Below are 21,145 nucleotides of genomic sequence, written 5' to 3' on the forward strand. Positions count from 1 at the left end.
TTAAAATTTGCAGAATTATTTCTCGCAGGTTTGACAAATTGATCAGATTTTAATCTTTGCCTTGAAAAAGATCTGCGTCATCTGCCAAATCTTCGAGACACTATTTTTTATTCCTTTAAATTTTATAGCAAATTTTTTTCCTTAAATTTGCCATCGCTATGATTAATAACGACCAAATTAAAGACCTTCAAAACCGAATTGAAGATCTTCACAAATACCTTCAAATTGACAAAAAGAAACTCGAGATCCATAATGATGACGAGAAAACTTTGGCGCCAGATTTTTGGGATAATGCAAAAGAAGCCGAAGTATTTTTAAGGATTTTACGCTCAAAAAAAAAATGGGTCGAAGGATATGAAACGATTTTTACAGATTTTGAAGACCTTCAGGTTTTAATTGAATTTGCGAAAGAAGATCCAGATTCTGAAAAAGATTTAGACGAAAATTTCCCAAAAATTCTTGAGAAAGTTGAGAATTTAGAATTCAAAAATATGCTTTCAAATGAAGGCGATGAATTATCTGCCGTTTTGCAAATTACCGCCGGCGCAGGCGGAACGGAATCCTGCGATTGGGCGCAAATGTTGATGCGGATGTACACAATGTGGGCGGAAAAACAAGGTTATAAACTACGTGAACTCAACTTTCAAGCGGGCGATGTTGCAGGCGTAAAAACCGTAACCATCGAGATCGAAGGAGAATTTGCCTTTGGATATTTAAAAGGCGAAAACGGCGTTCACAGGCTCGTACGTATTTCGCCCTTCGATTCCAACGCTAAAAGACACACCAGTTTCGTGTCCGTTTACGTGTATCCGCTCGTCGATGATTCCATTGAAATTAACATAAATCCCGCTGATATTTCCTTTGAAACTATGCGAAGTTCCGGCGCCGGTGGACAAAATGTGAATAAGGTAGAAACCGCGGTTCGCCTTCGTCACGCACCTTCCGGGATCATTATTGAAAATTCAGAAAGCCGTTCCCAACTTCAAAATAAGGAAAAAGCGATGCAACTTTTGAAGTCCAGATTATACGAAATGGAACTTGCCGAAAAACTCAAAGCGCGTAACGAAATTGAAGCCAATAAGATGAAAATCGAGTGGGGCAGCCAGATCAGAAATTACGTAATGCAACCATATAAATTGGTAAAAGACGTGCGTTCCGGGCACGAAACTTCCGACGTAGACGGAGTCATGAACGGCGATATCACACCTTTTCTAAAAGCATTTTTGATGGCAGATGGAACTTCTGTTTCTGACGAAGATGATGTTTTTTAAGAGCAACAAAAGTATTTCATCTTCCGAAAATTCTTCCCGCTGTCCACTATATCTTTTTTGCTTTTTAAAATTTATTTTTAATTAGACAATAAATTTCAGGCAAAAAAGGATGCCGTTTCCATCGCGGCTATAAAGAAGATTTTTTCTTTTTCCGAAGATTATCATTATAATTTCGTGAGAATTTTAAGTGGAAAATTTTTAATCAATAAAATTCACAAACTGCTAAAAAGTCTGTTTATATTTTTGCCATTAAAAAACTCTAAATTTGATAAAAATTGTTACGCATGAATTTTAAATTTTCTCTCTTACTTTGTTTTATCATCGGTTTATTTTCTGCGCAGAATCTGAAAGTGATGACTTACAATATTCGTTTATCATTAGATTCTGATAATGAAAATGCCTGGATCAACCGAAAACCCGAAGTAGTTGCTTTATTGATTTATTATCAACCTGATTTTTTTGGCGTTCAGGAATCCTTATTTTCTCAAATGCAGGATCTTGGCAATGGTTTGCCGAAGTATAAATATGTTGGCGGCGGAAGAGACGATGGTAAAGAAAAAGGAGAGTTTTCAGCAATTTTTTACAATACAGAAAAACTGACCGTTGAAAAATCTGCTACTTTTTGGTTGTCAGAAACGCCGGAAAAGCCGTCAAAAGGTTGGGACGCAGCACTAAATAGAATCTGCACTTATGCTTTTTTTAAAGATAAGAAAACAGGGAAAAAATTTCTGGCGATGAACGTCCATTTCGATCACATTGGAAATGTTGCGCGTGTAAAATCTTCTGAATTAATTTTAAAAAAAGCAAAAGAATTAAATCCTAAAAACCTGCCTTTAGTCCTGACCGGCGATTTTAATTTAACAGAAGATTCTGAACCCATAAAAATATTGTCAAAAAACCTTGATGACAGTTTTTATCATTCGAAAACTAAACATTACGGCCCTTTGGGAACTTTCACTGCTTTTCATATAAATGTAATTCCAAAAGACCGAATCGATTATATTTTCGTAAAAGATTTTAAAGTATTATCGCACCGTCACATCAACGACAGACGGGAAAATCTACTTTATCCATCAGATCATTTCCCGGTTTTGGCGGAATTAAAATTTTAATTAAAATTCACAAAATAATTCAGAAAAATTTTAAAATTATCAATTTGTTAAAAAAGTCACAATAATTTTTTAAACCCCATTAAATAAACTATTTTTGTGACATAACATACGAAAATGGATCACTTTGAAAGTTGGAAAGACCTATTAAACCCGCAGTTTTATATTGACAACGGTGGTTTTTGGCTTATTTTATTTATTATTTTCGCAGAAACGGGCTTATTTGTCGGTTTTTTTCTGCCTGGTGATAGTTTACTTTTTGTTTCCGGCATTTTCGCAGTGAATATTATTAGCGAAACATTTACTTCAACAGGAAGTGATTTTTTAGATACTGCAATTTTAGCGACATGTGTTTCAGTTGCTGCAATTATTGGTAACGAAGTTGGTTATTTTTTTGGTTTAAAAACGGGACCAATTCTTTATGAAAAGAAAGATTCGTTTTTATTCAAGAAAAAATATCTTTTTAAAGCCCATGATTTTTTTGAAGAACATGGAAATGTTGCCGTAATTATGGCGCGCTTTCTTCCTATCGTTCGTACGTTTATTCCAATTGTTGCGGGAATTGTGAAAATGGACAAAAAGAAATTCTTCGTAGACAATGTAATCGGCGCATTTCTTTGGTCATTTATATTAATTTTTGCCGGTCATTATTTAAATGAACTATTCAAAAATCAATTTGGTATAGATCTAAAGGCTCATCTGGAAATCATTATTCTGATAATCGTACTAGTGACAACTCTTCCAATTATCATCAAGTTTTTTACTGGTAAAAAAGAAATAAAAAGTTAGATTTCTTTAAATACTAAAATTCGTGATATAAACTAACGCGAAAACCGAAATCGTCACCCAAAGAATGACCGCCAGTAAAATCGGTTTGTAACCTGTTGCTTTTAAATCTTTAAAACTTATCGTTGTTCCTACTAAAAAGAGCGTTAAAACCAAAAGTCTTTTAGAAATCAAAACAATGTTGTCAGTAATAAAAGTTGGCAGAATATGAGAAGAATTCAACAAAATGGCCAAAATAAATAAGCCAATAAAATAAGGAATTTTAATTTTTTCGCCTTTTGTTTTAAATACAAACATTGATAAAATCGATAGTGGAATGATCCACAAAGTTCTGGAAAGTTTTACTGTTGTTGCAATTCTTAACGCTTCGTCGCCATATCCCAAAGCCGCACCAACAACCGAACTTGTGTCGTGAATTGCAACCGCACACCACAATCCAAACTGGTTTTGACTTAAATCAAAATAATGTCCAAGCGGCGGAAAAACAAAAAGTGCAATAGAATTTAGCAAAAACACAATTCCCAAAGCAATACTAATTGTTTTTGCGTCTGCTTTTATAACCGGTGCAACTGTCGCAATCGCACTTCCACCACAAATTGCCGTTCCCGACGTAATTAAATGTCCCAATTTTAAATCAATTTTAAAAAGTCGGGAAAGTAAAATTCCCAGCGAAACGGTTATGATTATTGAGAAAAAAGTCAGGCTTAAACCTTCTTTTCCGGTTTCTAAAGTTTGCTTGATAAACATTCCAAAACCCAAACCTACAACTGCAATTTTCAGTAAATAAGAAATTGTTTTTTGACTTTGTTCCTCATATGGATGTGCGAAAATAAAAGCGAAAATAAAACCGAGTAAAAGTGCAGCTGGACTATTTATAATTCCTAAAAGAGCCAAAATTCCGATACCGAAGAAGATGATTTGCGAAATGATTTTATTCATTTAAATTTTAAAGTCTCAAAGTTAAATTATTTTGAAATTTATATCTTCTAAAATTTTATCTTTGTTAAAGCACTGAAATTATGACCAAAGAAAAACTTTTACCGCTTTTGCAACTCGCTTTAGAAAAAAATCAAAAAGCGCAAACGCAGTTGATCAATTACTACTGGAATGACGTTTTTTCTTTCAGTCTTCAAAAGTTGGGCGATTATAATGTTGCTGATGAAATTACAGTGGCCGTTTTTGCTAAAGTTTTATCTAAATTAAATCTCTACGATCCTGCTTTTCAGTTTAAAACCTGGATCTTAACAGTTACTCAAAACACGATTATCGATTATTGGCGGAAAAAATCGCGTGAAAATGAAGACGCAACAGATGGTTTGGAAATGGTCGAAAACCAGTTCGCAAGATCGCCCGAAGAGTTGATGATTTCTGAAGAAGAACAGAAAAAAATCGCAAAAATCATCGAAACTTTGGATGCTAATTATCAAACAATAATTCAACTTCGTTTTTTTGAAGAAAAAAGTATCAAAGAAATCTCGGAAGAATTGCAGATCTCAGTTTCAAATACAAAAGTGAGAATTATGCGCGCAAAGAAATTGTTAGCCAAACTCTTGCAAAATGAAGATTTTAGTGAACTTTAATGTGATATATTTCATCGACAAATTCAATATTCTCATAAAATTATTCTAAAAAATTAGCCGTAAATTTGTTTTTTAAAAAGTAAATTTAATGCAAGAAACTGCAACATTACCAGAAACTTTACAAAAACCAAAATGGATCCGCGTAAAACTTCCAACAGGAAAAAATTACCGCGAACTCAGAACCTTGGTTGATAAATATAAATTAAACACCATTTGCCAAAGTGGAAGTTGCCCAAACATGGGCGAATGTTGGGGCGAAGGAACGGCGACGTTTATGATCTTGGGAAATATTTGTACCAGAAGTTGTGGATTTTGTGGCGTAAAAACCGGTAAACCTTTAGACGTTAATTGGGACGAACCCGAAAAAGTAGCACGTTCCATAAAATTAATGAAAATAAAACACGCCGTTTTAACTTCCGTTGATCGTGATGATTTAAAAGATATGGGTTCAATTTTGTGGGCAGAAACTGTAAATGCTGTGCGCAGAATTTCACTTGGAACGACGATGGAAACTTTGATCCCGGATTTTCAAGGCATTGAAAAACACATCGACAGAATTCTTGAAGTTGCGCCAGAAGTTATTTCTCACAATATGGAAACTGTGAAACGTTTAACGCGTGAAGTGAGAATTCAGGCAAAATATGAGCGCAGTCTGGAAGTTTTAAATTACATGAAAAACGCCGGACAAAAACGCACAAAAACAGGATTAATGCTCGGTTTGGGTGAGGAAAAAGATGAGGTTTTAAGAACAATTGAAGACATTAGAAATGCGCAGGTTGATGTGATTACGATCGGTCAATATTTGCAGCCGACCAAAAATCACTTGCCTGTAAAACGTTTCGTTTCTTTAGAAGAGTTCGAAGAATACAGACTTTTTGCTTTAGATTTAGGTTTTCGCCACGTCGAAAGTTCGCCTTTGGTGAGAAGTTCTTACCACGCAGAAAAACACATCCATTAAATAAGAACCAAGTTAAGATTTTAAAATCAAGATTAAATTTCTAATAATTTGCCAAAGTTTAAAACCTTTGGCAATTTTTTTTAGGAGCAAAAAGTTTTCTCTTCTTTCAAAGGACTTCCCGCTTTCCATTTCAATCTTTTTTGTCATTGCGCTTCTAGATTATTGCGACCAAAGAAAAAATAGCTTCGCAATAACAAAAAAGGATTTCCATTTCAATCGGGGCTATTTTTCACATTCCTTTTTTTGTTCGTTTGGATGAAAATAAAAATTTAAAAAACAGAAAATTTTTATAATTATTTAAGTTTTTTTTAACTTGAAAATGAATTTTTGTGTTTTTAAAGTTCTGTATATTTGTTTTTAATAAAATGTTTTTAAAGATTAAAATTTTAATTAAACCAACAAATCCACATATGAAAATTTCCTTATCGATCATTCTTTTCGCTTTCACACTTTCACTTTCATCCTGCTTTAAAAAAAGTGAAAAAGTAATGCTGGAAGAAATTGGCGAAAAAGCACCAGTTCCTGTCAAAACTGAAGTTGTGGAATACCAACTTAACGGAAAAACATATAAAAGTTTTGCGGCTTTCCAAAACACGGATGAAAAAAAACCGGTAGTTATTGTCATACCTGAGTGGTGGGGTTTAAATGATTATGCAAAAAGCCGTGCGAAAAAACTAGCTGATCTTGGATATTTTGCTTTGGCAGTTGATTTTTACGGCGATGGACAGTTTGTAGAAACACCTGATGAAGCGACTACATTATCAGCACCATTCTACACCAATTCTAAATTGGCAAAGGAAACTTTTGATGCGGCAAAAAACTCATTATCAAAATTTCCAAGTGCAGATACGACGCAAACAGCCGTTATTGGATATTGTTTTGGTGGCGCACAAGCCTTAAATATGGCGCGACAAGAAGCTGATTTAAAAGGCGTTGTTAGTTTTCACGGAAATTTGATGACTTGTGTAAAACCAAGTAATAATGATGTTCCTTATTTAGTATTAAATGGTGAGGACGATTCTTATGTTCCTCAAAAAGAAAGAGACGCCTTTAAAAAGCAAATGGATTCTGCCCAGATCGATTATCAGTTTGTCAATTATCCAGGCGCAGTTCATTCTTTCACGAATCCAAATTCTACAGCTGTTGGTAAAAAATATAACATGAAAGTTGCTTATAATAAAGAAGCTGATGAAAAATCCTGGACAGCAATGAAAGATTTCTTCGATAAAATTTTCAAATAAAATCAGAAATTTAAAATAAAAAAGGTCTCAAATTTTGAGACCTTTTTTTATTTGACAAAATTTATTTTTTGATAACCACGCCGATCTGGTAAACATTGGCATGTTTCAAATATTTAGCGCGCTCTATCGAAGTCACAGATTCTAACTCGCCGTTTTTTAAAACAATAACAGGATCTTCTTCTAACTGTGTTTTCCCCGGTGCAAAATACTTTTCCTGAATATCTTCATTATCAAGATCTGATTTTTTTTCCATTAAATTGGCGGCATAATCTTTAAATTGTGGATCACCTGAATGAATGAATCTATATTCTTCACCTGCAAAAGCTGCGAAATGGTTTTTATCTGCTAATAGATTTGCTTCACTCGTCATTTCAGGATTGTCATTTCCATTTCTGAACGCAACCTCTGATAATGTTCCATTTTCTGCGATTGAAAAATTTTCAGCGTCATTATAATTTGAAAATCCCGTGTAGATTACTTCGTCATCAAATTCATATTTGTTTAATTTTTCTTTTGATTCCTGATTCATGATTTTGTTTTTATAATTAAAAATGATAGAATTGCTCAAAACTACCTGTTTTGTATCATTCAATAACATTGCCAAATAAAAATTTATTGAAGGAAGGTTTTTCTTTAAATAAATTTTACTATTTTCATCGGATCAATATTTTAACTTAATAAAATGACAGAAGTTCTAAAGGCAGCGCCGCTTTTTCAAAATAACATTATTGTTTTTGGCATTTTAGCCTTCTCACTTTCTTTAATTTTTTATACTTCATCATTAAAAAGCTGGAAGAAATTTTATACTATTTTTCCCGCTTTATTACTTTGCTATCTTATTCCGGCTCTATTAAATACAGCAAACGTAATCTCAAGCGAAACAAAAGAATACGAAGACTTATATTATGTTTCAACGCGCTATCTTTTGCCAGCTTCACTATTTTTACTATGTTTAGGAATCGATCTTAAAGGATTAATTAATCTAGGTTGGAAACCGATCGCGATGTTTTTCGCGGGAAGTCTGGGCGTAATTTTCGGCGGGCCAATTGCTCTCTTTTTATTTAGTCAAATTCATCCTGCAACAGTTTCAGGCACAGGAAATCAGGAAATTTGGCGAGGGCTCTCTACCATTGCCGGAAGTTGGATCGGCGGTGGCGCAAATCAAACGGCCATGCTGGAGATTTTCAGCTTTGATAAAAAACTTTATGGCGGAATGATCCTCGTAGACATTGTAGTTGCTAATATTTGGATGGCGATTTTACTATTTCTTATCTCAAAAAATGAAAAAATAAACAAATGGTTAAAAGCCGATAATTCTTCCGTTGAAAACTTAATTGAAAGGGTAGAGAATTATTCTCTAAGTGTCCAGAAACAGCCCACCTTGAAAGATTATATGGTCATGTTTGGAATTACTTTTGGCGGTTTGGCAGTATCATTTTACTTCGCGGAATTAATTTCTAAATATTTATCCGGAATTCCTTCATTTGCAGATCCAAAATCTTTTTTCAATTCCTTTACTTCCAGTTTTTTGTGGTTAATTTTATTTTCAACAGTTATCGGTGTTATAGTATCGACAACGAAATTGCGCGCATTAGAAGGCGTTGGTGCGAGTAAAATCGGTAGTATTTTTATTTATATACTTGTGGCAGTTATTGGAATGAGAATGGACATTATGCAGATCTTTGATAATCCATTCTTAATTTTTCTGGGAATTTTGTGGATCACAATTCATGTGGCCTTGTTATTTTTAGTGGCAAAATTAATTAGAGCGCCACTGTTTTTTATCGCTGTGGGAAGTCAGGCCAATATTGGCGGTGCTGCTTCTGCACCGGTTGTTGCGGGTGCATTTGATCCAAGTTTAGCGCCAGTTGGTGCTTTGCTTGCAATTTTAGGATATATTGTAGGAACTGTGGGTGCGCTTTTTTCTGCTTTAATGATGGAGTGGGTTTCGAATAATTTTATAAATTAAAGTAAAGACTAAATATTTTCTTGTCAAAAATTTAAAAAAAACTATATTTGCTAAGATTAACAAAAAATTAACATAAAAATGAATGACGTTCAAGCCTTAGATGCAAATGAGGAGTTTATAAACCAGCCTAAAAGCAAACATCCGAAAGGATTATGGGTACTTTTTGGTACCGAAATGTGGGAGAGATTTAATTTCTACGGAATGCGTGCGTTATTAACGCTTTTCATGGTAAACTCTCTTTTAATGAATGAAGGAGATGTTACTATTATCTACGGTGGATTTTTGGCATTGTGTTATCTTACACCAATGTTGGGTGGTTTTATAGCAGATCGTTTTTTAGGAAACAGATATTGTATCATTATCGGTGGTTCATTAATGGCGGTCGGGCAGTTTTTAATGTTCATGAGTGCCTCCACTTTTGGAACAAATTTAGGTTCCGCTCAAATGTTGATGTGGGTTGCTTTGGGTGTAATTATTTTTGGAAATGGTTTTTTTAAACCAAATATTTCCTCAATGGTTGGAAGTCTTTATCCAAAACAGGAAAAATCAAAACTTGATTCGGCTTTCACAATTTTCTATATGGGTATCAATCTGGGTGCTTTTTTAGGTCAGTTTATTTGTCCTTTTTTAGGCGATGTGAAAGATTCAGCGGGTATTAGAGATATTCATGCTTTTAAATGGGGATTTTTAGCGGCTTCCATAGCAATGGTTATCGGTACGATCACTTTTATAATGCTTAAAAATAAATATGTTGTAACGCCTGAAGGCAGAGCAATTGGTGGTTTGCCAAGTCAAAACACAGCAGAAGATTTTGAGGAAGGGGAAGCTCAAACAGCTAATTTTTCTGGAAAATCCATTGGTATCGCTGTTGTTGTTTTCATAGGTACATTTTTAGGATTTCAGTATCTTTTTGTAGATCGTATTGGCTTCGGCTCTGTTGGAATGGGAGAATTCGTGAAAGCGGTTATTTATCCTTTTATTTATTCAATGGGCCTTGCTTTGGCTTATTTAATTATGTCTGCTACCGAAAATAAAATCGAAAGAGACAGAATTTGGGTAATATATATCGTTTCGTTTTTCATTATTTTCTTTTGGGCCGCTTTTGAACAGGCAGGTTCATCACTTACTTTTATAGCGGATAATCAAACTGACAGACATATTTTTGGCTGGAATATGCCACCATCAATGGTACAGATCTTTAATGGTTTATTTATTGTGATTTTGGCCGTTCCGTTCAGTATGCTTTGGGATAAGATGAGAGCAGCTAAAAAAGAACCGGTTTCTCCTTTAAAACAGGCAATTGGTCTTGGTTTAATTGCTTTAAGTTATTTAATCATCGCTTATAACGTAAAAGATCTTGGGAATTCAGGACTTTTAGCTGTTAAATGGCTGATTTTACTTTATTTAATTCAAACGATGGGTGAGCTTTGTCTTTCGCCAATCGGTTTATCTTTAGTAGGAAAATTAGCGCCGAAAAGATTTGCATCACTTTTATTTGGAGTGTTTTTCATAGCAAATGCTGCTGGTTATGCATTATCCGGAATTTTAGGTTCAATCTTACCTGCAACAGGTGATAAATTTTTAAAAGCAAAAGAATTAGGTTTTAACCTTCAGGATATCTTGGATAAAAAAGTTTCATTGACTACGGATCAATTAGCAATATTTAGTAAAGAACAGATTCCAACGGTTTATAATAGTTTTGTAGGCTTTGAAATCCATAATTTATTTGAATTTTTTATGGTATTTGTTATCCTTTGTGGAATTGCGGGTGCAATTTTGGCACTTATTTCTCCGATTTTGAAGAAAATGATGCACGGCGTTAACTAAATTCATTTTTATAAATAATATCAAAACCTCTGATCATTCAGAGGTTTTTTTTGTATAAATTCGTACATAAATTAATTTTCAAAGCATGAACCTTACATTAGACCAGATACAGGATTTTAAAGGTAAATATCCCAGACAGATCTGGAGTCTCTTTTTCTCAGAAATGTGGGAAAGATTTTGCTTTTATGGTATGCGTGGAATGTTGGTTTTCTTTATGATCTCTCAACTTCATTTAGATGAAAAAGATGCTAATTTACAATATGGGGCAACCCAGGCTTTCGTTTACGCCTTTACTTTTGTGGGCGGAATTTTTGCCGATAAAATTTTAGGTTTTAGAAAATCTCTCTTTTGGGGTGGTTTTTTAATGATTATTGGGAGCGTAATTCTGTCTATAAATCCACACACTTATTTTTTTCTTGGTATTTCTTTTACCGTTGTAGGAACGGGTTTTTTTAAACCAAATATTTCGACAATGGTTGGTAAACTTTACAAATCCGGAGATAACAGAACGGATGCTGGATTTTCCCTTTTTTATGCAGGCATTAATCTGGGCGCTCTTTTGGGCGGTTATTTTTGTGTTGCCATAGGAAAAGGTGAAATGTTCGCTAATTTAATTCCTGAAGATAAAAGATGGAATGTTGCATTTGGATTAGCCGCTGTAGTAATGGTAATAAGTTTAATTAATTTTATTTTTACCCAAAGAAGATTAGGCCCGATCGGATTGCAGCCTTTAAAAATTTTAAAAGACGGTAGCGAAGTTGCCATTGAAAAGTGGAAAGAATATGGTGTTTACGTTTTGTCCCTGATTTTTGTCCCTCTAATAATGATCATGGTTGCAAAAACGGAGTACACAGATTATTTTATGTACACGGTCGGACCCTTAACGCTGCTTTATTTATTTTATGAAATGACGAAAGTCTCCGCGGTTGAACGAAGTAAACTCTTTGCTGCATTAATTTTCATTTTATTTTCTATCGTATTTTGGGGGATTTATGAGCAGAGTGGGGGTTCATTAAGTATTTTCGCTGCACAAAATTTAAATCAGGATTTGTTGGGATTAGATCCAAATGGTGTTAATAATTCTGGCGGCGCATTCTTCATTTTATTAGTCGCTGTACCAATTGGTTTGCTGTGGATCTGGCTTAGCAAAAAGAAACTGGAGCCTAATACGATCATAAAATTCGGACTGGGATTTTTATTTTTAGGTTTAGGATTTTACGCAATTTTTGCCACTAAATTTTTTGCAAATGCGATGGGAGTTACATCTTTAAGTATTTTTACTATTGCTTTATTCATAATAACTTTGGGAGAAATGTGTCTTTCCCCGATCGGACTTTCAATAATGACAAAACTTTCCACTGAAAAACTTCAGGGAATGATGATGGGAATGTGGTTTTTAGCCTCAGCTTACGGCCAATATGTTGCTGGATTAATTGGTGCAAACCTCGCAACAGCAAGAGAAAATTCCTCAAATCTTGAAAAATTGAATGCCTATACTTCCGGTTATAAAGATTTAGGATTATATGCCATCATTGCGGGAGTGGTATTAATATTGATATCGCCACTTGTGAAAAAGCTCATGCACGGCGTGAAATAGTTTTTTTAAAATTTTATCATGAAAAAAATTATCAATCTTTTATTACTTGTTAATTCGTTTTTCCTTAAATCTCAGGTGAAATGGATGACTTTTGCAGATGCAATAGCCGCGCAAAAAGTACAGCCTAAAAAAATTATTATAGACTTTTACGCAGAATGGTGCAAACCCTGCAAAGAGATGGATGCAAGAACATATGGAAATTCTGAAATTTCAAATTATATAAACGAGAATTTTTATCCCGTAAAATTTGAAGCTGATGGAAATGCTACTGTAAGTTATTTGGGTAAAGATTTTGGCAAAAAGGACGGCAAAAGTAAAAAAGAAGCTTTAAATGAATTTACAAGATTCATGAATGTAAGTACAATTCCTTCAACTGTATTTCTTGATGAAAATTCTAATCCTGTGACTAATTTGAATGGATTTTTAACCGCAAAAGAATTAGAGCCTTATCTTCACATGATCGCCACTGATGATTACAAAAAGATAAAATCCAGATCAGATTGGGAAACCTACACTAGTAAGTTAAGATCAAAGATCCGGGAATAAATTTAAATTAAACTTTGTCAAATTTTGTCAAAGTTTTTTTTATTAAAAAAAATCTCTTACTTTCATATCAAATTATTTTTTTTGTTAAATCTCGACACTTCCATAGAATTTTTAAAAGGTATCGGTGCAGAACGTGCAAAGATCATTAAATCAATTCTGGGTCTTTCGACTGTTGAAGATTTTCTTACTTTTTACCCAAACAGATATTTAGATAAAAGTAAAATTTATCTAATTAAAGATTTGTCTGAAGATTTACCGGATATACTTTTAAAAGGTAGAATCACCGATATTCAGGAGATTACTTCTGGAAAGGTAAAAAGATTAGCTGCGAAATTTCACGACAATTCCGGAACGCTTGATTTGGTTTGGTTTCGTTATTCAAAATGGCAAAAAGAACAAATTCCCCTCAATGTTGAACTTTTTATTTTTGGTAAAGCGACTTTGTTTAACAACGTTTTTTCTATTGCGCATCCGGAAATTGAAACTGAAGAAAATAAGGAAACGGAAGTTCGGTTAAGACCTATTTATCCAGGTTCTGAAAAATTGGTAAAACGTGGTTTAAATCAGAAGTTTTTTTTGCAAACGATGAGAAATTTAATGGTAGAAATGCCTAACATCATTAGTGAAAATTTACCAGCCTACCTGATCACGGATTTAAAACTGATGCCTCGTCAAAACGCTTATTATAATATTCATTTCCCGAAAGATTTGGTACATTTTGAAGCTGCAGAACGGCGTTTAAAGTTTGAGGAAGCATTCTTTTTTCAACTTAGTTTTGGACTTAAAAAGCAGTATCATAAGGTAAATTCTATTGGCAATCCAATGCCAAAGGTTGGCGAGAACTTTAATGATTTTTACACCAAATATTTACCTTTTGAACTAACGGGTGCGCAAAAAAAAGTTTTAAAAGAAATAAAAAAAGACTTGGCAAAACCGATTCAGATGAATCGTCTATTGCAGGGTGATGTTGGTTCGGGGAAAACAATGGTGGCTTTATTAGCGATGCTTTTGGTTTTAGATAATGGGTTTCAATCTTGTTTGATGGCACCGACGGAAATTCTCGCACAACAACATTTTAATGGTATTTCAGAACTTTTAAGTGAAACAATTATTAAAGTAAAATTGCTCACAGGTTCGACCAAAAAATCAGAAAGAAAAATAATTCATGAAGATTTATTAACTGGAGAATTATCAATATTAATAGGTACTCACGCCGTTTTGGAAGATATTGTTCAGTTTAAAAATCTTGGTTTGGCAATTATTGATGAGCAACATAGATTTGGTGTGGCGCAAAGAGCAAAACTTTGGGCTAAAAATCAAATACCGCCGCATATTTTGGTCATGACTGCAACACCTATCCCGCGGACTTTAGCGATGAGTTTTTACAGCGATCTTGAAGTTTCTGTTATTGATGAAATGCCTGTTGGAAGAAAGGAAATAATAACGGCTCACAGACGCGAGAAAGACAGGGGTTTTGTCTATAATTTTTGCAAAGACGAAATTAAAAAAGGACGGCAGATTTATTTTGTTTATCCTTTAATTGAAGAATCTGAAACTTTAGATTATAAAAATTTAATGGAAGGTTTTGAAAAAATTTCAGAATATTTTCCTAATCCAGATTTTAATACGACGATGCTTCACGGTAAAATGAAGCCAATTGAAAAGGATGCGGCGATGCAATATTTTGCTGGTGGCAATGCTAATTTAATGGTGGCAACAACAGTGATTGAAGTTGGAGTAAATGTCCCAAATGCTTCAGTGATGGTGATTGAAAGTGCGGAAAGATTTGGACTTTCTCAACTTCATCAACTCCGTGGAAGAGTAGGACGTGGCGCAGAACAAAGTTATTGCATCTTGATGACTTCAGATAAATTAACCAACGAGAGCCGAAAAAGGATCAAAACGATGTGTGAAACCAATGATGGTTTTAAAATTTCAGAGGTTGATATGGAATTGCGCGGTCCGGGAGATATTTTAGGAACTCAGCAAAGTGGTGTGGTTGATTTTAAAAAGCTGGATCTTGTCAAGGATGGAAATATTATCAAAGCATCAAAGGACATTGTCGAAAAAATATTAAAAAAAGATCCGGAACTTTCGGCTGCGGATCATATATCTTTAAAGAATTTTTATGTAAAACAATACAAAGCAAAAAACAAATGGGGAAAAATTTCTTAATTAAGTAGTTCCCATAACGTACATTGCTTCCATAGTTGGTGAAGCAACGCCGCCAGTTTTTTCTAATGTAATTGCGAAAGCCTGCGCTTTGTCTATCACCGCCATAGACTGTATTTTTTCGGGTTGACTATCATCAAACATCCCAGCGCTTACTGGCTTACCGTCAACAATTGCCCAAAGTTGATACTGCTCACCTTTTGGTGCCGCGGGTAAATTATTTACTTTTAAATAAACTTTTTTAGAAGAATCCCAATAAATATTTGCCAGCATTCCAGGATGCGTTTTTACACCCTCAAGTTTAATATTTCTTGAATTTAGCATCAAAGCATTTTGACTTTGAAGATCTGTATTTTGAATTTTTAGCTGGTCATTGCTCGCAGACATTTTAGAAATCTCTTGCTCTTGGTTTTGACTGTTATAAAAATTGTAGCCCAAACTTAATAATAAAAGCAGTGATGCTGCTATTAAAGCAAATTTAGAAAAATTGTTACTTTCCTGCTTATTTGAATTCAAAGGAATTACAGGCGCAATATATTTATTAGTAACGTTAATATCTGAAGTATTGTCGGAATTTTTGCTAAAATCTAATTTGCCAAAAATCTCGGCTTTTAGATGAGAAGGAGGTTCTACAGCATCTATGTCTGCCAAAAGCTCAAAAGTTTTTTGCGCTTCTAAAACTGCTTCCCGCACTTCCAGATTATTTTTCATTACACATTCCAAAATAGAAGCGTCTTCCTGAGGTAGAACTCCTAATGCGTATTCTTCAATAATACCGGTTGATATGTAAGTTTTTGTATCCACTTTTATAAATTGTGTTTAAAACCTTTCAACAATTCGCGCAGTTCTCTTATTGCTGCCCTGCAGCGCGTTTTCACTGTTCCCAAAGGAATTCCAAGATCTTCTGAAATTTCCTCGTGGGTGAAACCGCCAAAATAAGCTTTATTAATTATGATTTTATAGTCGTCACGAAGTTTATCTACAAAAGACTGTACTTCATTAAACTCATGTTTCTGCTCCGTTGAAAGTGTTGTACTGTCATTTACGAAGTCAGGAATACTTTGGTTTTTAAGATCGTTTCGAAAGGATTTAGATTTAAGACGGTCGATCGCTGAGTTGCGTGCTATATTGAGCATCCACGTGTAAAGGCTGCCTTTATTTTCGTCAAAAGAATTGATGGAATTCCATACTTTCACGAAGACATCCTGCAAAACTTCGTTCGTCTCTTCTTTGTAGGTAATGATTTTAATAATTATTCCATAAAGTGCACCGGAATAATTTTCATACAAATAATTAAAGCCAGATTCATCTCTGCTTTTCAGCAAAGTGACCAATTGTTCTGTTGTGAGCTTTAGTTTATTCAAAATCTTAATTCGTTGTAAATATAAATCAATTTTTAAAGAACAGAAACTTTTTTTAAAATTTTTTCGTAAATTATCGTGAAATATTCACATAATTAGTAAATAAAAATAATAATGAAATTTAAAGTCTTAAAATTAGCAGCAATTTGCCTATTTGCAATTGCTATGAGTTCAAATGTAGCAGCTCAAAAAATTCAGATCGTTAACGGAAAAAAGATTGTTAATCCTTTTTATTCCCGTACAAATACTTCAATATTACGATTAACCGATGCTCAATGGAAAAAAGTCTTAAGTAAAGATTTATATGCCACTGCGCGCAAAAATGATACGGAAGCAGCTTTTACGGGAAAATACAATGAGTTTGATGGTTTGGGCACTTATTATTGTGCAGCTTGCGGCAATGCGCTTTTTCGTTCAGATGCAAAATTTGCTTCAACTTGCGGTTGGCCTAGCTTTTTTGAAACAATGAGACCTAAATCTGTTATCTATAAAAAAGATGCATCCTATAATATGGTAAGAACTGAAGTCCGATGTGGCAGATGTGATGCGCATTTGGGGCATTTGTTTGATGATGGTCCTACTGCAAATAAAAAAAGATACTGCATGAACTCCATCTCTCTGGAATTTGTACCGGATAAAAAAATGGCGAAAAAATAAATCTAAAAATAATTTGTGTTCGTAAATTATACCAACACAATGTCACTATGTATTTTTTCAACTATTAAAATTCATTATTTATGAACTATTCAAAAATCACAACCTCAGCATTAGCAGTCCTAATGACTTTCGGTTTAGCAAATCAGGCTTCTGCACAGAAGATGATGACAAAGCAAAAGACCGTAATGGTTGGTGGAGCAGCAATGTACCCTACTAAAAACATCATAGAAAACGCGGTTAATTCTAAAGACCACACAACTTTGGTTGCGGCAGTAAAAGCAGCAGGTTTGGTAGAAACTTTATCAGGTAAAGGGCCTTTCACCGTTTTTGCTCCAACAAATGCAGCTTTCGAAAAATTACCAGCTGGAACTGTAGAATCAGTTTTGCAGCCTGAAAATAAAGCAACATTGACTTCGATCCTAACTTATCACGTAATAGCACGAAAAATTTCTTCTAAAGATTTAGCCGCCTGGATTGCGAAAGGAAAAGGAAAGTACACAGCGAAAACTGTTCAGGGAGAGAAATTAACATTTACAGCTAGCGGAAAAAATATCTATGTTTCTGATATGAAAGGGAACAAAGCAAAAGTTACCATCGCAGATGTTAACCAGTCAAATGGTGTTATACACGTTATAGACACGGTATTAATGCCATAGTTTTCATAGTTTTTTAATGTTATGTGAAGGTGCCGCAATTGGAGATAATTGCGGCATTTTTTATTTAAAAGAATTTGTTTTAATTTTAGTATTTAATATTACTAAAAATTTTTATTTATTAAAAAATAAAACTACTTTGGTTCATTAATTGTAGTAGCCAAAAAGTACAAAATTTAATTATTTTGAAAATAATTTGAGAATTTTATCCTTAGATTATATAGAAAAAAAGCTTTTAATTATGTATAAAATTTAATATTAAATGAAAATGAAGATTTTGTATATATTTAGCGTCTCTTTTAACTAAAAACAGGTAAAATAAATTGAGAGTTAATTTATTAACACAATTTTAACACATTGTTTTAAAATAAAAAAACGAACATTAAATCTAAAAAATTTAAGCTGTCGTAAGTAACATTATAAACTTTCACTAAAATAATAATTAAAAAAGTAAAATTATGAACTATTTAAAAATGACCGTAGCAACACTTGCATTAACTGCAGGGATTGCATTTTCAACTCAATCTTGCTCATCAATGATGGGAAACAAATCCATGGATATGGATAAAACAGTAATGGTTGGTGGAGCAGCAATGTATCCTACAAAAAACATCGTTGAAAACGCTGTAAATTCAAAAGACCATACAACTCTAGTTGCAGCTGTAAAAGCAGCAGGTTTAGTAGAAACTTTATCAAGTAAAGGACCATTCACGGTTTTCGCACCTACGAATGAAGCTTTCGATAAATTACCTGCAGGAACTGTAGATACAGTTTTAAAACCTGAAAATAAAGCAATGCTTACTTCAGTTTTAACTTACCACGTTGTTCCGGGAAAAATTTCTTCCAAAGATCTTGCTTCATGGATCATGAAAGGTAACGGATCCTACATGGCAAAAACTGTACAAGGTGAAGAATTAACTTTTACAATGTCAGGAAAAAATATTTATGTTGCTGATATGAAAGGCAACAAAGCAATGGTAACAATTGCAGATGTAAACCAATCTAATGGAGTAATACACGTTATTGACAAGGTATTAATGCCATAGTTTTCATAGTTTTTTTATGTTATGTTAAGATGCCGCACTCTAAAAAGGGTGCGGCATTTTTTATTTAAAATTTAAATTCCATTAAAAAATCATCCATAACGAAGCCGTTTCCTATATCAAAAGTTCCTTCTCTATATGTCTCAAATCCTTGTGATTCGTAGAATTTGATAGCTGGATTTTCCTTGTTCACATTTAAAATTATTCTGCTATTATCAGTTTTTTTTATTTCAGATTTTAAAAATTCAACTGCAAATTTTCCGAATCCTTTTCCTTTTGTTTCCTTTAAAAGATAAATTCTGTGAAGTTTGGTCGTATTTTTTTCATAACAAGTTTCAAAACCCAAAATGCCGACTGCAGTATTTTCTGCTGAATTAATTAAATAATATTTATAATTTTTATTCTCAAAATCTTTACTTAAAGCTTTTTCACTGTACATAATTTCAAGCATATAATCGATTTGTTCATCAGAAATAATGCCTGGATAATTGGCGCGCCAGCTTTTTTCTGCTAAAGATTTAATTAGAGGTATATCTTTTTCTTCTGCTTTTTTGATCGTCATTTTATAGCTTTAAATTAAATTGGTTAAATTTTTAAAATTATTTAGGTCAAATATAATAAATATTAAAAATTAAGGGAAAAATAAATGAGCGGAGAAATAAAGTTCATGTTTAAAATATTCTTTCTCAACACTTTTGTGGCTAATTTTTATTAAATTTGCACCCTCAATAATCGGCCGTTTGGTCATTCAATTTGTGAGCGGAATTTATTCCGAAATATTCAATATTTTTAAAAAAATGCGTACAAAATCAACCGGTCAAAAAAAGATAAATATCGTCACACTCGGCTGCTCGAAGAATGTTTATGATTCTGAAGTTTTAATGGGACAATTGCAAGCCAACGGAAAAGAAGTTGTGCATGAAGACCGTGGTGATATTGTCGTTATAAATACCTGCGGGTTTATAGACAACGCCAAGGAAGAAAGCATCAACACTATTTTAGATTACGTTGATGCAAAAAAACGCGGCGAAGTAGAAAAAGTATTTGTTACAGGATGTTTGTCCGAAAGATATAAACCGGATTTATTACGTGAGATTCCAGATGTTGATCAATATTTTGGTACGAGAGATCTTCCACTTCTGTTAAAACAACTTGGCGCTGATTATAAGCACGAGTTAGTTGGTGAAAGAATGATCACAACGCCAAAACATTACGCCTATTTAAAAATTTCCGAAGGTTGCGACAGGCCGTGTTCTTTTTGCGCAATTCCTTTAATGCGGGGAAAACATATTTCAACACCGATAGAAAATTTAGTTTTAGAAACTAAAAAGCTGGCTAAAAAAGGGGTAAAAGAATTAATTTTAATTGCACAGGATCTTACATTTTATGGTCTGGACATTTATAAGAAACGCGCGCTTGGCGATTTGCTAAAAGAATTGGTAAAAGTGGACGGTATTGAATGGATTCGTTTGCATTATGCTTTTCCTACAGGTTTTCCTGAAGATGTTTTAGATATTATAAGAGAGGAAGAAAAAATATGTAATTATATTGATATTCCGTTACAACATATTAATTCTAAAGTTTTAAAAGACATGAAACGTGGAACTAGCCACGAAAAAACAAATGCTCTTTTAGATAAATTTCGGGAAAAGGTGCCAAATATGGCGATAAGAACAACTTTAATAGTCGGTTTTCCCGGCGAAAGCGAAGAAGACTTTCAGGAGATGAAAGAATGGGTGAGAACGCAGCGTTTTGACCGTTTAGGATGTTTCACATATTCTCACGAGGAAAATACCACAGCTTTTGTTTTAAACGATGATGTGCCGCAGGAGGTAAAAGATGCACGTGTGGAAGAAATTATGGAGGTACAGTCGCAGATCTCCTGGGAGAAAAACCAGGAAAAGATCGGTAAAGTTTTCAATTGCTTATTTGATCGAAAAGAAGGTAATTATTTTGTCGGAAGAACTGAATTTGATTCTCCCGATGTTGATAATACTGTATTAGTACCAACTGAAAATATTTATATATCTGTTGGAGATTTCGCAAACGTAAAAATTACTTCAGCAGAAGAATTTGATTTAATTGGTGAGTTAGTTTAAATTATTTACCATATTTAAAAATAAAAAATCCCTTCATTTTGTGAAGGGATTTTTTATTTTAACTAATTGATATATAATGCATTGTGTATGATTTTAACAAATAAATATCTAATTTTAGTTAATTGCATTAACTTTTAATGAAGATTTTTAACACAAATTAACAATCTTTGGAAAAACCCTTTAACAAAGGGAAAAATAGAAAGTCTTTATGTAATTTAACAAAACTTTAACACAATTAGTTAATGAAGTTATTGCATAGTTCAAAAACTAAATACC

At 33.5% G+C, this 21,145-nt stretch carries 20 protein-coding genes; 15 read left to right on the forward strand and 5 right to left on the reverse strand.

The window, feature by feature from the left end; genetic code table 11:
* Positions 1-158: 158 nt before the first annotated feature.
* The 3 genes from prfB (at position 159) to BM238_RS01055 (ending at position 3,169) form a co-directional block, all read left to right on the forward strand.
* Positions 159-1,271, forward strand: a complete 1,113-nt coding sequence (prfB, locus tag BM238_RS01045; RefSeq protein WP_090078336.1) for a peptide chain release factor 2 — start codon at positions 159-161, stop codon at positions 1,269-1,271.
* Between the two features lie 284 nt (positions 1,272-1,555).
* Complete coding sequence (locus tag BM238_RS01050) at positions 1,556-2,383, forward strand: endonuclease/exonuclease/phosphatase family protein (RefSeq protein WP_090078337.1); 828 nt, start codon at positions 1,556-1,558, stop codon at positions 2,381-2,383.
* A 114-nt stretch (positions 2,384-2,497) separates the two neighbouring features.
* Positions 2,498-3,169 carry a DedA family protein gene (locus BM238_RS01055; RefSeq protein ID WP_090078338.1) on the forward strand — a complete coding sequence of 224 codons (672 nt, stop codon included), beginning with the start codon at positions 2,498-2,500 and terminating at the stop codon, positions 3,167-3,169.
* A 6-nt stretch (positions 3,170-3,175) separates the two neighbouring features.
* On the opposite strand, the gene BM238_RS01060 is transcribed toward BM238_RS01055, so the two are convergent.
* Complete coding sequence (locus tag BM238_RS01060) at positions 3,176-4,105, reverse strand: YeiH family protein (protein WP_090078339.1); 930 nt, start codon at positions 4,103-4,105, stop codon at positions 3,176-3,178.
* Positions 4,106-4,185: 80 nt separating this feature from the next.
* Here BM238_RS01060 and BM238_RS01065 point away from each other — a divergent pair, with 80 nt between their 5' ends.
* The 3 genes from BM238_RS01065 to BM238_RS01080 all read left to right on the forward strand — a co-directional run bounded on the left by BM238_RS01065 (position 4,186) and on the right by BM238_RS01080 (position 6,945).
* Positions 4,186-4,746: an RNA polymerase sigma factor gene (locus tag BM238_RS01065; RefSeq protein WP_090078340.1), complete on the forward strand. Its 561-nt coding sequence runs from the start codon at positions 4,186-4,188 to the stop codon at positions 4,744-4,746.
* 88 nt (positions 4,747-4,834) lie between these two features.
* Positions 4,835-5,704, forward strand: a complete 870-nt coding sequence (gene lipA, locus BM238_RS01070) for a lipoyl synthase (protein WP_090078341.1) — start codon at positions 4,835-4,837, stop codon at positions 5,702-5,704.
* A 410-nt stretch (positions 5,705-6,114) separates the two neighbouring features.
* A complete protein-coding gene (locus BM238_RS01080; RefSeq protein WP_090078343.1) occupies positions 6,115-6,945 on the forward strand; it encodes a dienelactone hydrolase family protein in 831 nt (276 codons plus the stop codon).
* A 61-nt stretch (positions 6,946-7,006) separates the two neighbouring features.
* On the opposite strand, the gene BM238_RS01085 is transcribed toward BM238_RS01080, so the two are convergent.
* The gene (locus tag BM238_RS01085) at positions 7,007-7,474 is read right to left on the reverse strand and encodes a hypothetical protein (protein ID WP_143093326.1); all 468 of its coding nucleotides are present in this window, start codon (positions 7,472-7,474) and stop codon (positions 7,007-7,009) included.
* 153 nt (positions 7,475-7,627) lie between these two features.
* Between BM238_RS01085 and BM238_RS01090 the strand changes: the two genes are divergently transcribed.
* The 5 genes from BM238_RS01090 to recG all read left to right on the forward strand — a co-directional run bounded on the left by BM238_RS01090 (position 7,628) and on the right by recG (position 15,059).
* Entirely contained in the window at positions 7,628-8,914 is a 1,287-nt protein-coding gene (locus BM238_RS01090; RefSeq protein WP_090078345.1) for a DUF819 family protein, read from the forward strand.
* A gap of 78 nt (positions 8,915-8,992) precedes the next feature.
* On the forward strand, positions 8,993-10,741 hold the full coding sequence (locus tag BM238_RS01095; RefSeq protein WP_090078346.1) for a peptide MFS transporter: 1,749 nt from the start codon (positions 8,993-8,995) through the stop codon (positions 10,739-10,741).
* Between the two features lie 85 nt (positions 10,742-10,826).
* Positions 10,827-12,338, forward strand: a complete 1,512-nt coding sequence (locus BM238_RS01100; RefSeq protein WP_090078347.1) for a peptide MFS transporter — start codon at positions 10,827-10,829, stop codon at positions 12,336-12,338.
* A gap of 18 nt (positions 12,339-12,356) precedes the next feature.
* Positions 12,357-12,884, forward strand: coding sequence for a thioredoxin family protein (locus BM238_RS01105; protein ID WP_090078348.1), 528 nt, complete (start codon positions 12,357-12,359; stop codon positions 12,882-12,884).
* A gap of 81 nt (positions 12,885-12,965) precedes the next feature.
* Entirely contained in the window at positions 12,966-15,059 is a 2,094-nt protein-coding gene (gene recG / locus BM238_RS01110) for an ATP-dependent DNA helicase RecG (protein ID WP_090079072.1), read from the forward strand.
* Here recG and BM238_RS01115 read toward each other — a convergent pair whose 3' ends face one another.
* The gene (locus BM238_RS01115) at positions 15,060-15,860 is read right to left on the reverse strand and encodes an anti-sigma factor (protein WP_090078349.1); all 801 of its coding nucleotides are present in this window, start codon (positions 15,858-15,860) and stop codon (positions 15,060-15,062) included. It lies immediately after the preceding gene.
* Between the two features lie 2 nt (positions 15,861-15,862).
* Positions 15,863-16,420 (reverse strand): RNA polymerase sigma factor, encoded by a 558-nt coding sequence (locus BM238_RS01120; protein ID WP_233741888.1) that lies wholly within the window; start codon positions 16,418-16,420, stop codon positions 15,863-15,865.
* Positions 16,421-16,531: 111 nt separating this feature from the next.
* Here BM238_RS01120 and msrB point away from each other — a divergent pair, with 111 nt between their 5' ends.
* The 3 genes from msrB to BM238_RS01135 all read left to right on the forward strand — a co-directional run bounded on the left by msrB (position 16,532) and on the right by BM238_RS01135 (position 18,773).
* On the forward strand, positions 16,532-17,074 hold the full coding sequence (gene msrB, locus BM238_RS01125) for a peptide-methionine (R)-S-oxide reductase MsrB (RefSeq protein ID WP_090078350.1): 543 nt from the start codon (positions 16,532-16,534) through the stop codon (positions 17,072-17,074).
* Between the two features lie 122 nt (positions 17,075-17,196).
* Positions 17,197-17,730, forward strand: a complete 534-nt coding sequence (locus BM238_RS01130; RefSeq protein ID WP_233741910.1) for a fasciclin domain-containing protein — start codon at positions 17,197-17,199, stop codon at positions 17,728-17,730.
* A 455-nt stretch (positions 17,731-18,185) separates the two neighbouring features.
* Positions 18,186-18,773 carry a fasciclin domain-containing protein gene (locus BM238_RS01135; protein ID WP_090078352.1) on the forward strand — a complete coding sequence of 196 codons (588 nt, stop codon included), beginning with the start codon at positions 18,186-18,188 and terminating at the stop codon, positions 18,771-18,773.
* Between the two features lie 64 nt (positions 18,774-18,837).
* Here the strand turns inward: BM238_RS01135 and BM238_RS01140 are convergent, their stop codons facing one another.
* The gene (locus BM238_RS01140) at positions 18,838-19,332 is read right to left on the reverse strand and encodes a GNAT family N-acetyltransferase (protein WP_090078353.1); all 495 of its coding nucleotides are present in this window, start codon (positions 19,330-19,332) and stop codon (positions 18,838-18,840) included.
* Between the two features lie 235 nt (positions 19,333-19,567).
* On the opposite strand from BM238_RS01140, the gene rimO reads away from it, so the two are divergent.
* Positions 19,568-20,869, forward strand: a complete 1,302-nt coding sequence (gene rimO / locus BM238_RS01145) for a 30S ribosomal protein S12 methylthiotransferase RimO (RefSeq protein ID WP_090079074.1) — start codon at positions 19,568-19,570, stop codon at positions 20,867-20,869.
* Positions 20,870-21,145 lie beyond the last annotated feature (276 nt).

This window comes from Halpernia frigidisoli (assembly GCF_900113805.1).
GTDB lineage: Bacteria > Bacteroidota > Bacteroidia > Flavobacteriales > Weeksellaceae > Halpernia > Halpernia frigidisoli.

Bases quoted from the DNA above. Each gene is read 5' to 3' on its own strand.
- prfB (WP_090078336.1), top strand. From the start codon at position 159: ATGATTAATAACGACCAAATTAAAGACCTTCAAAACCGAATTGAAGAT.
- BM238_RS01050 (WP_090078337.1), top strand. From the start codon at position 1,556: ATGAATTTTAAATTTTCTCTCTTACTTTGTTTTATCATCGGTTTATTT.
- BM238_RS01055 (WP_090078338.1), top strand. From the start codon at position 2,498: ATGGATCACTTTGAAAGTTGGAAAGACCTATTAAACCCGCAGTTTTAT.
- BM238_RS01060 (WP_090078339.1), bottom strand. From the start codon at position 4,105: ATGAATAAAATCATTTCGCAAATCATCTTCTTCGGTATCGGAATTTTG.
- BM238_RS01065 (WP_090078340.1), top strand. From the start codon at position 4,186: ATGACCAAAGAAAAACTTTTACCGCTTTTGCAACTCGCTTTAGAAAAA.
- lipA (WP_090078341.1), top strand. From the start codon at position 4,835: ATGCAAGAAACTGCAACATTACCAGAAACTTTACAAAAACCAAAATGG.
- BM238_RS01080 (WP_090078343.1), top strand. From the start codon at position 6,115: ATGAAAATTTCCTTATCGATCATTCTTTTCGCTTTCACACTTTCACTT.
- BM238_RS01085 (WP_143093326.1), bottom strand. From the start codon at position 7,474: ATGAATCAGGAATCAAAAGAAAAATTAAACAAATATGAATTTGATGAC.
- BM238_RS01090 (WP_090078345.1), top strand. From the start codon at position 7,628: ATGACAGAAGTTCTAAAGGCAGCGCCGCTTTTTCAAAATAACATTATT.
- BM238_RS01095 (WP_090078346.1), top strand. From the start codon at position 8,993: ATGAATGACGTTCAAGCCTTAGATGCAAATGAGGAGTTTATAAACCAG.
- BM238_RS01100 (WP_090078347.1), top strand. From the start codon at position 10,827: ATGAACCTTACATTAGACCAGATACAGGATTTTAAAGGTAAATATCCC.
- BM238_RS01105 (WP_090078348.1), top strand. From the start codon at position 12,357: ATGAAAAAAATTATCAATCTTTTATTACTTGTTAATTCGTTTTTCCTT.
- msrB (WP_090078350.1), top strand. From the start codon at position 16,532: ATGAAATTTAAAGTCTTAAAATTAGCAGCAATTTGCCTATTTGCAATT.
- BM238_RS01130 (WP_233741910.1), top strand. From the start codon at position 17,197: ATGACTTTCGGTTTAGCAAATCAGGCTTCTGCACAGAAGATGATGACA.
- BM238_RS01135 (WP_090078352.1), top strand. From the start codon at position 18,186: ATGAACTATTTAAAAATGACCGTAGCAACACTTGCATTAACTGCAGGG.
- BM238_RS01140 (WP_090078353.1), bottom strand. From the start codon at position 19,332: ATGACGATCAAAAAAGCAGAAGAAAAAGATATACCTCTAATTAAATCT.
- rimO (WP_090079074.1), top strand. From the start codon at position 19,568: ATGCGTACAAAATCAACCGGTCAAAAAAAGATAAATATCGTCACACTC.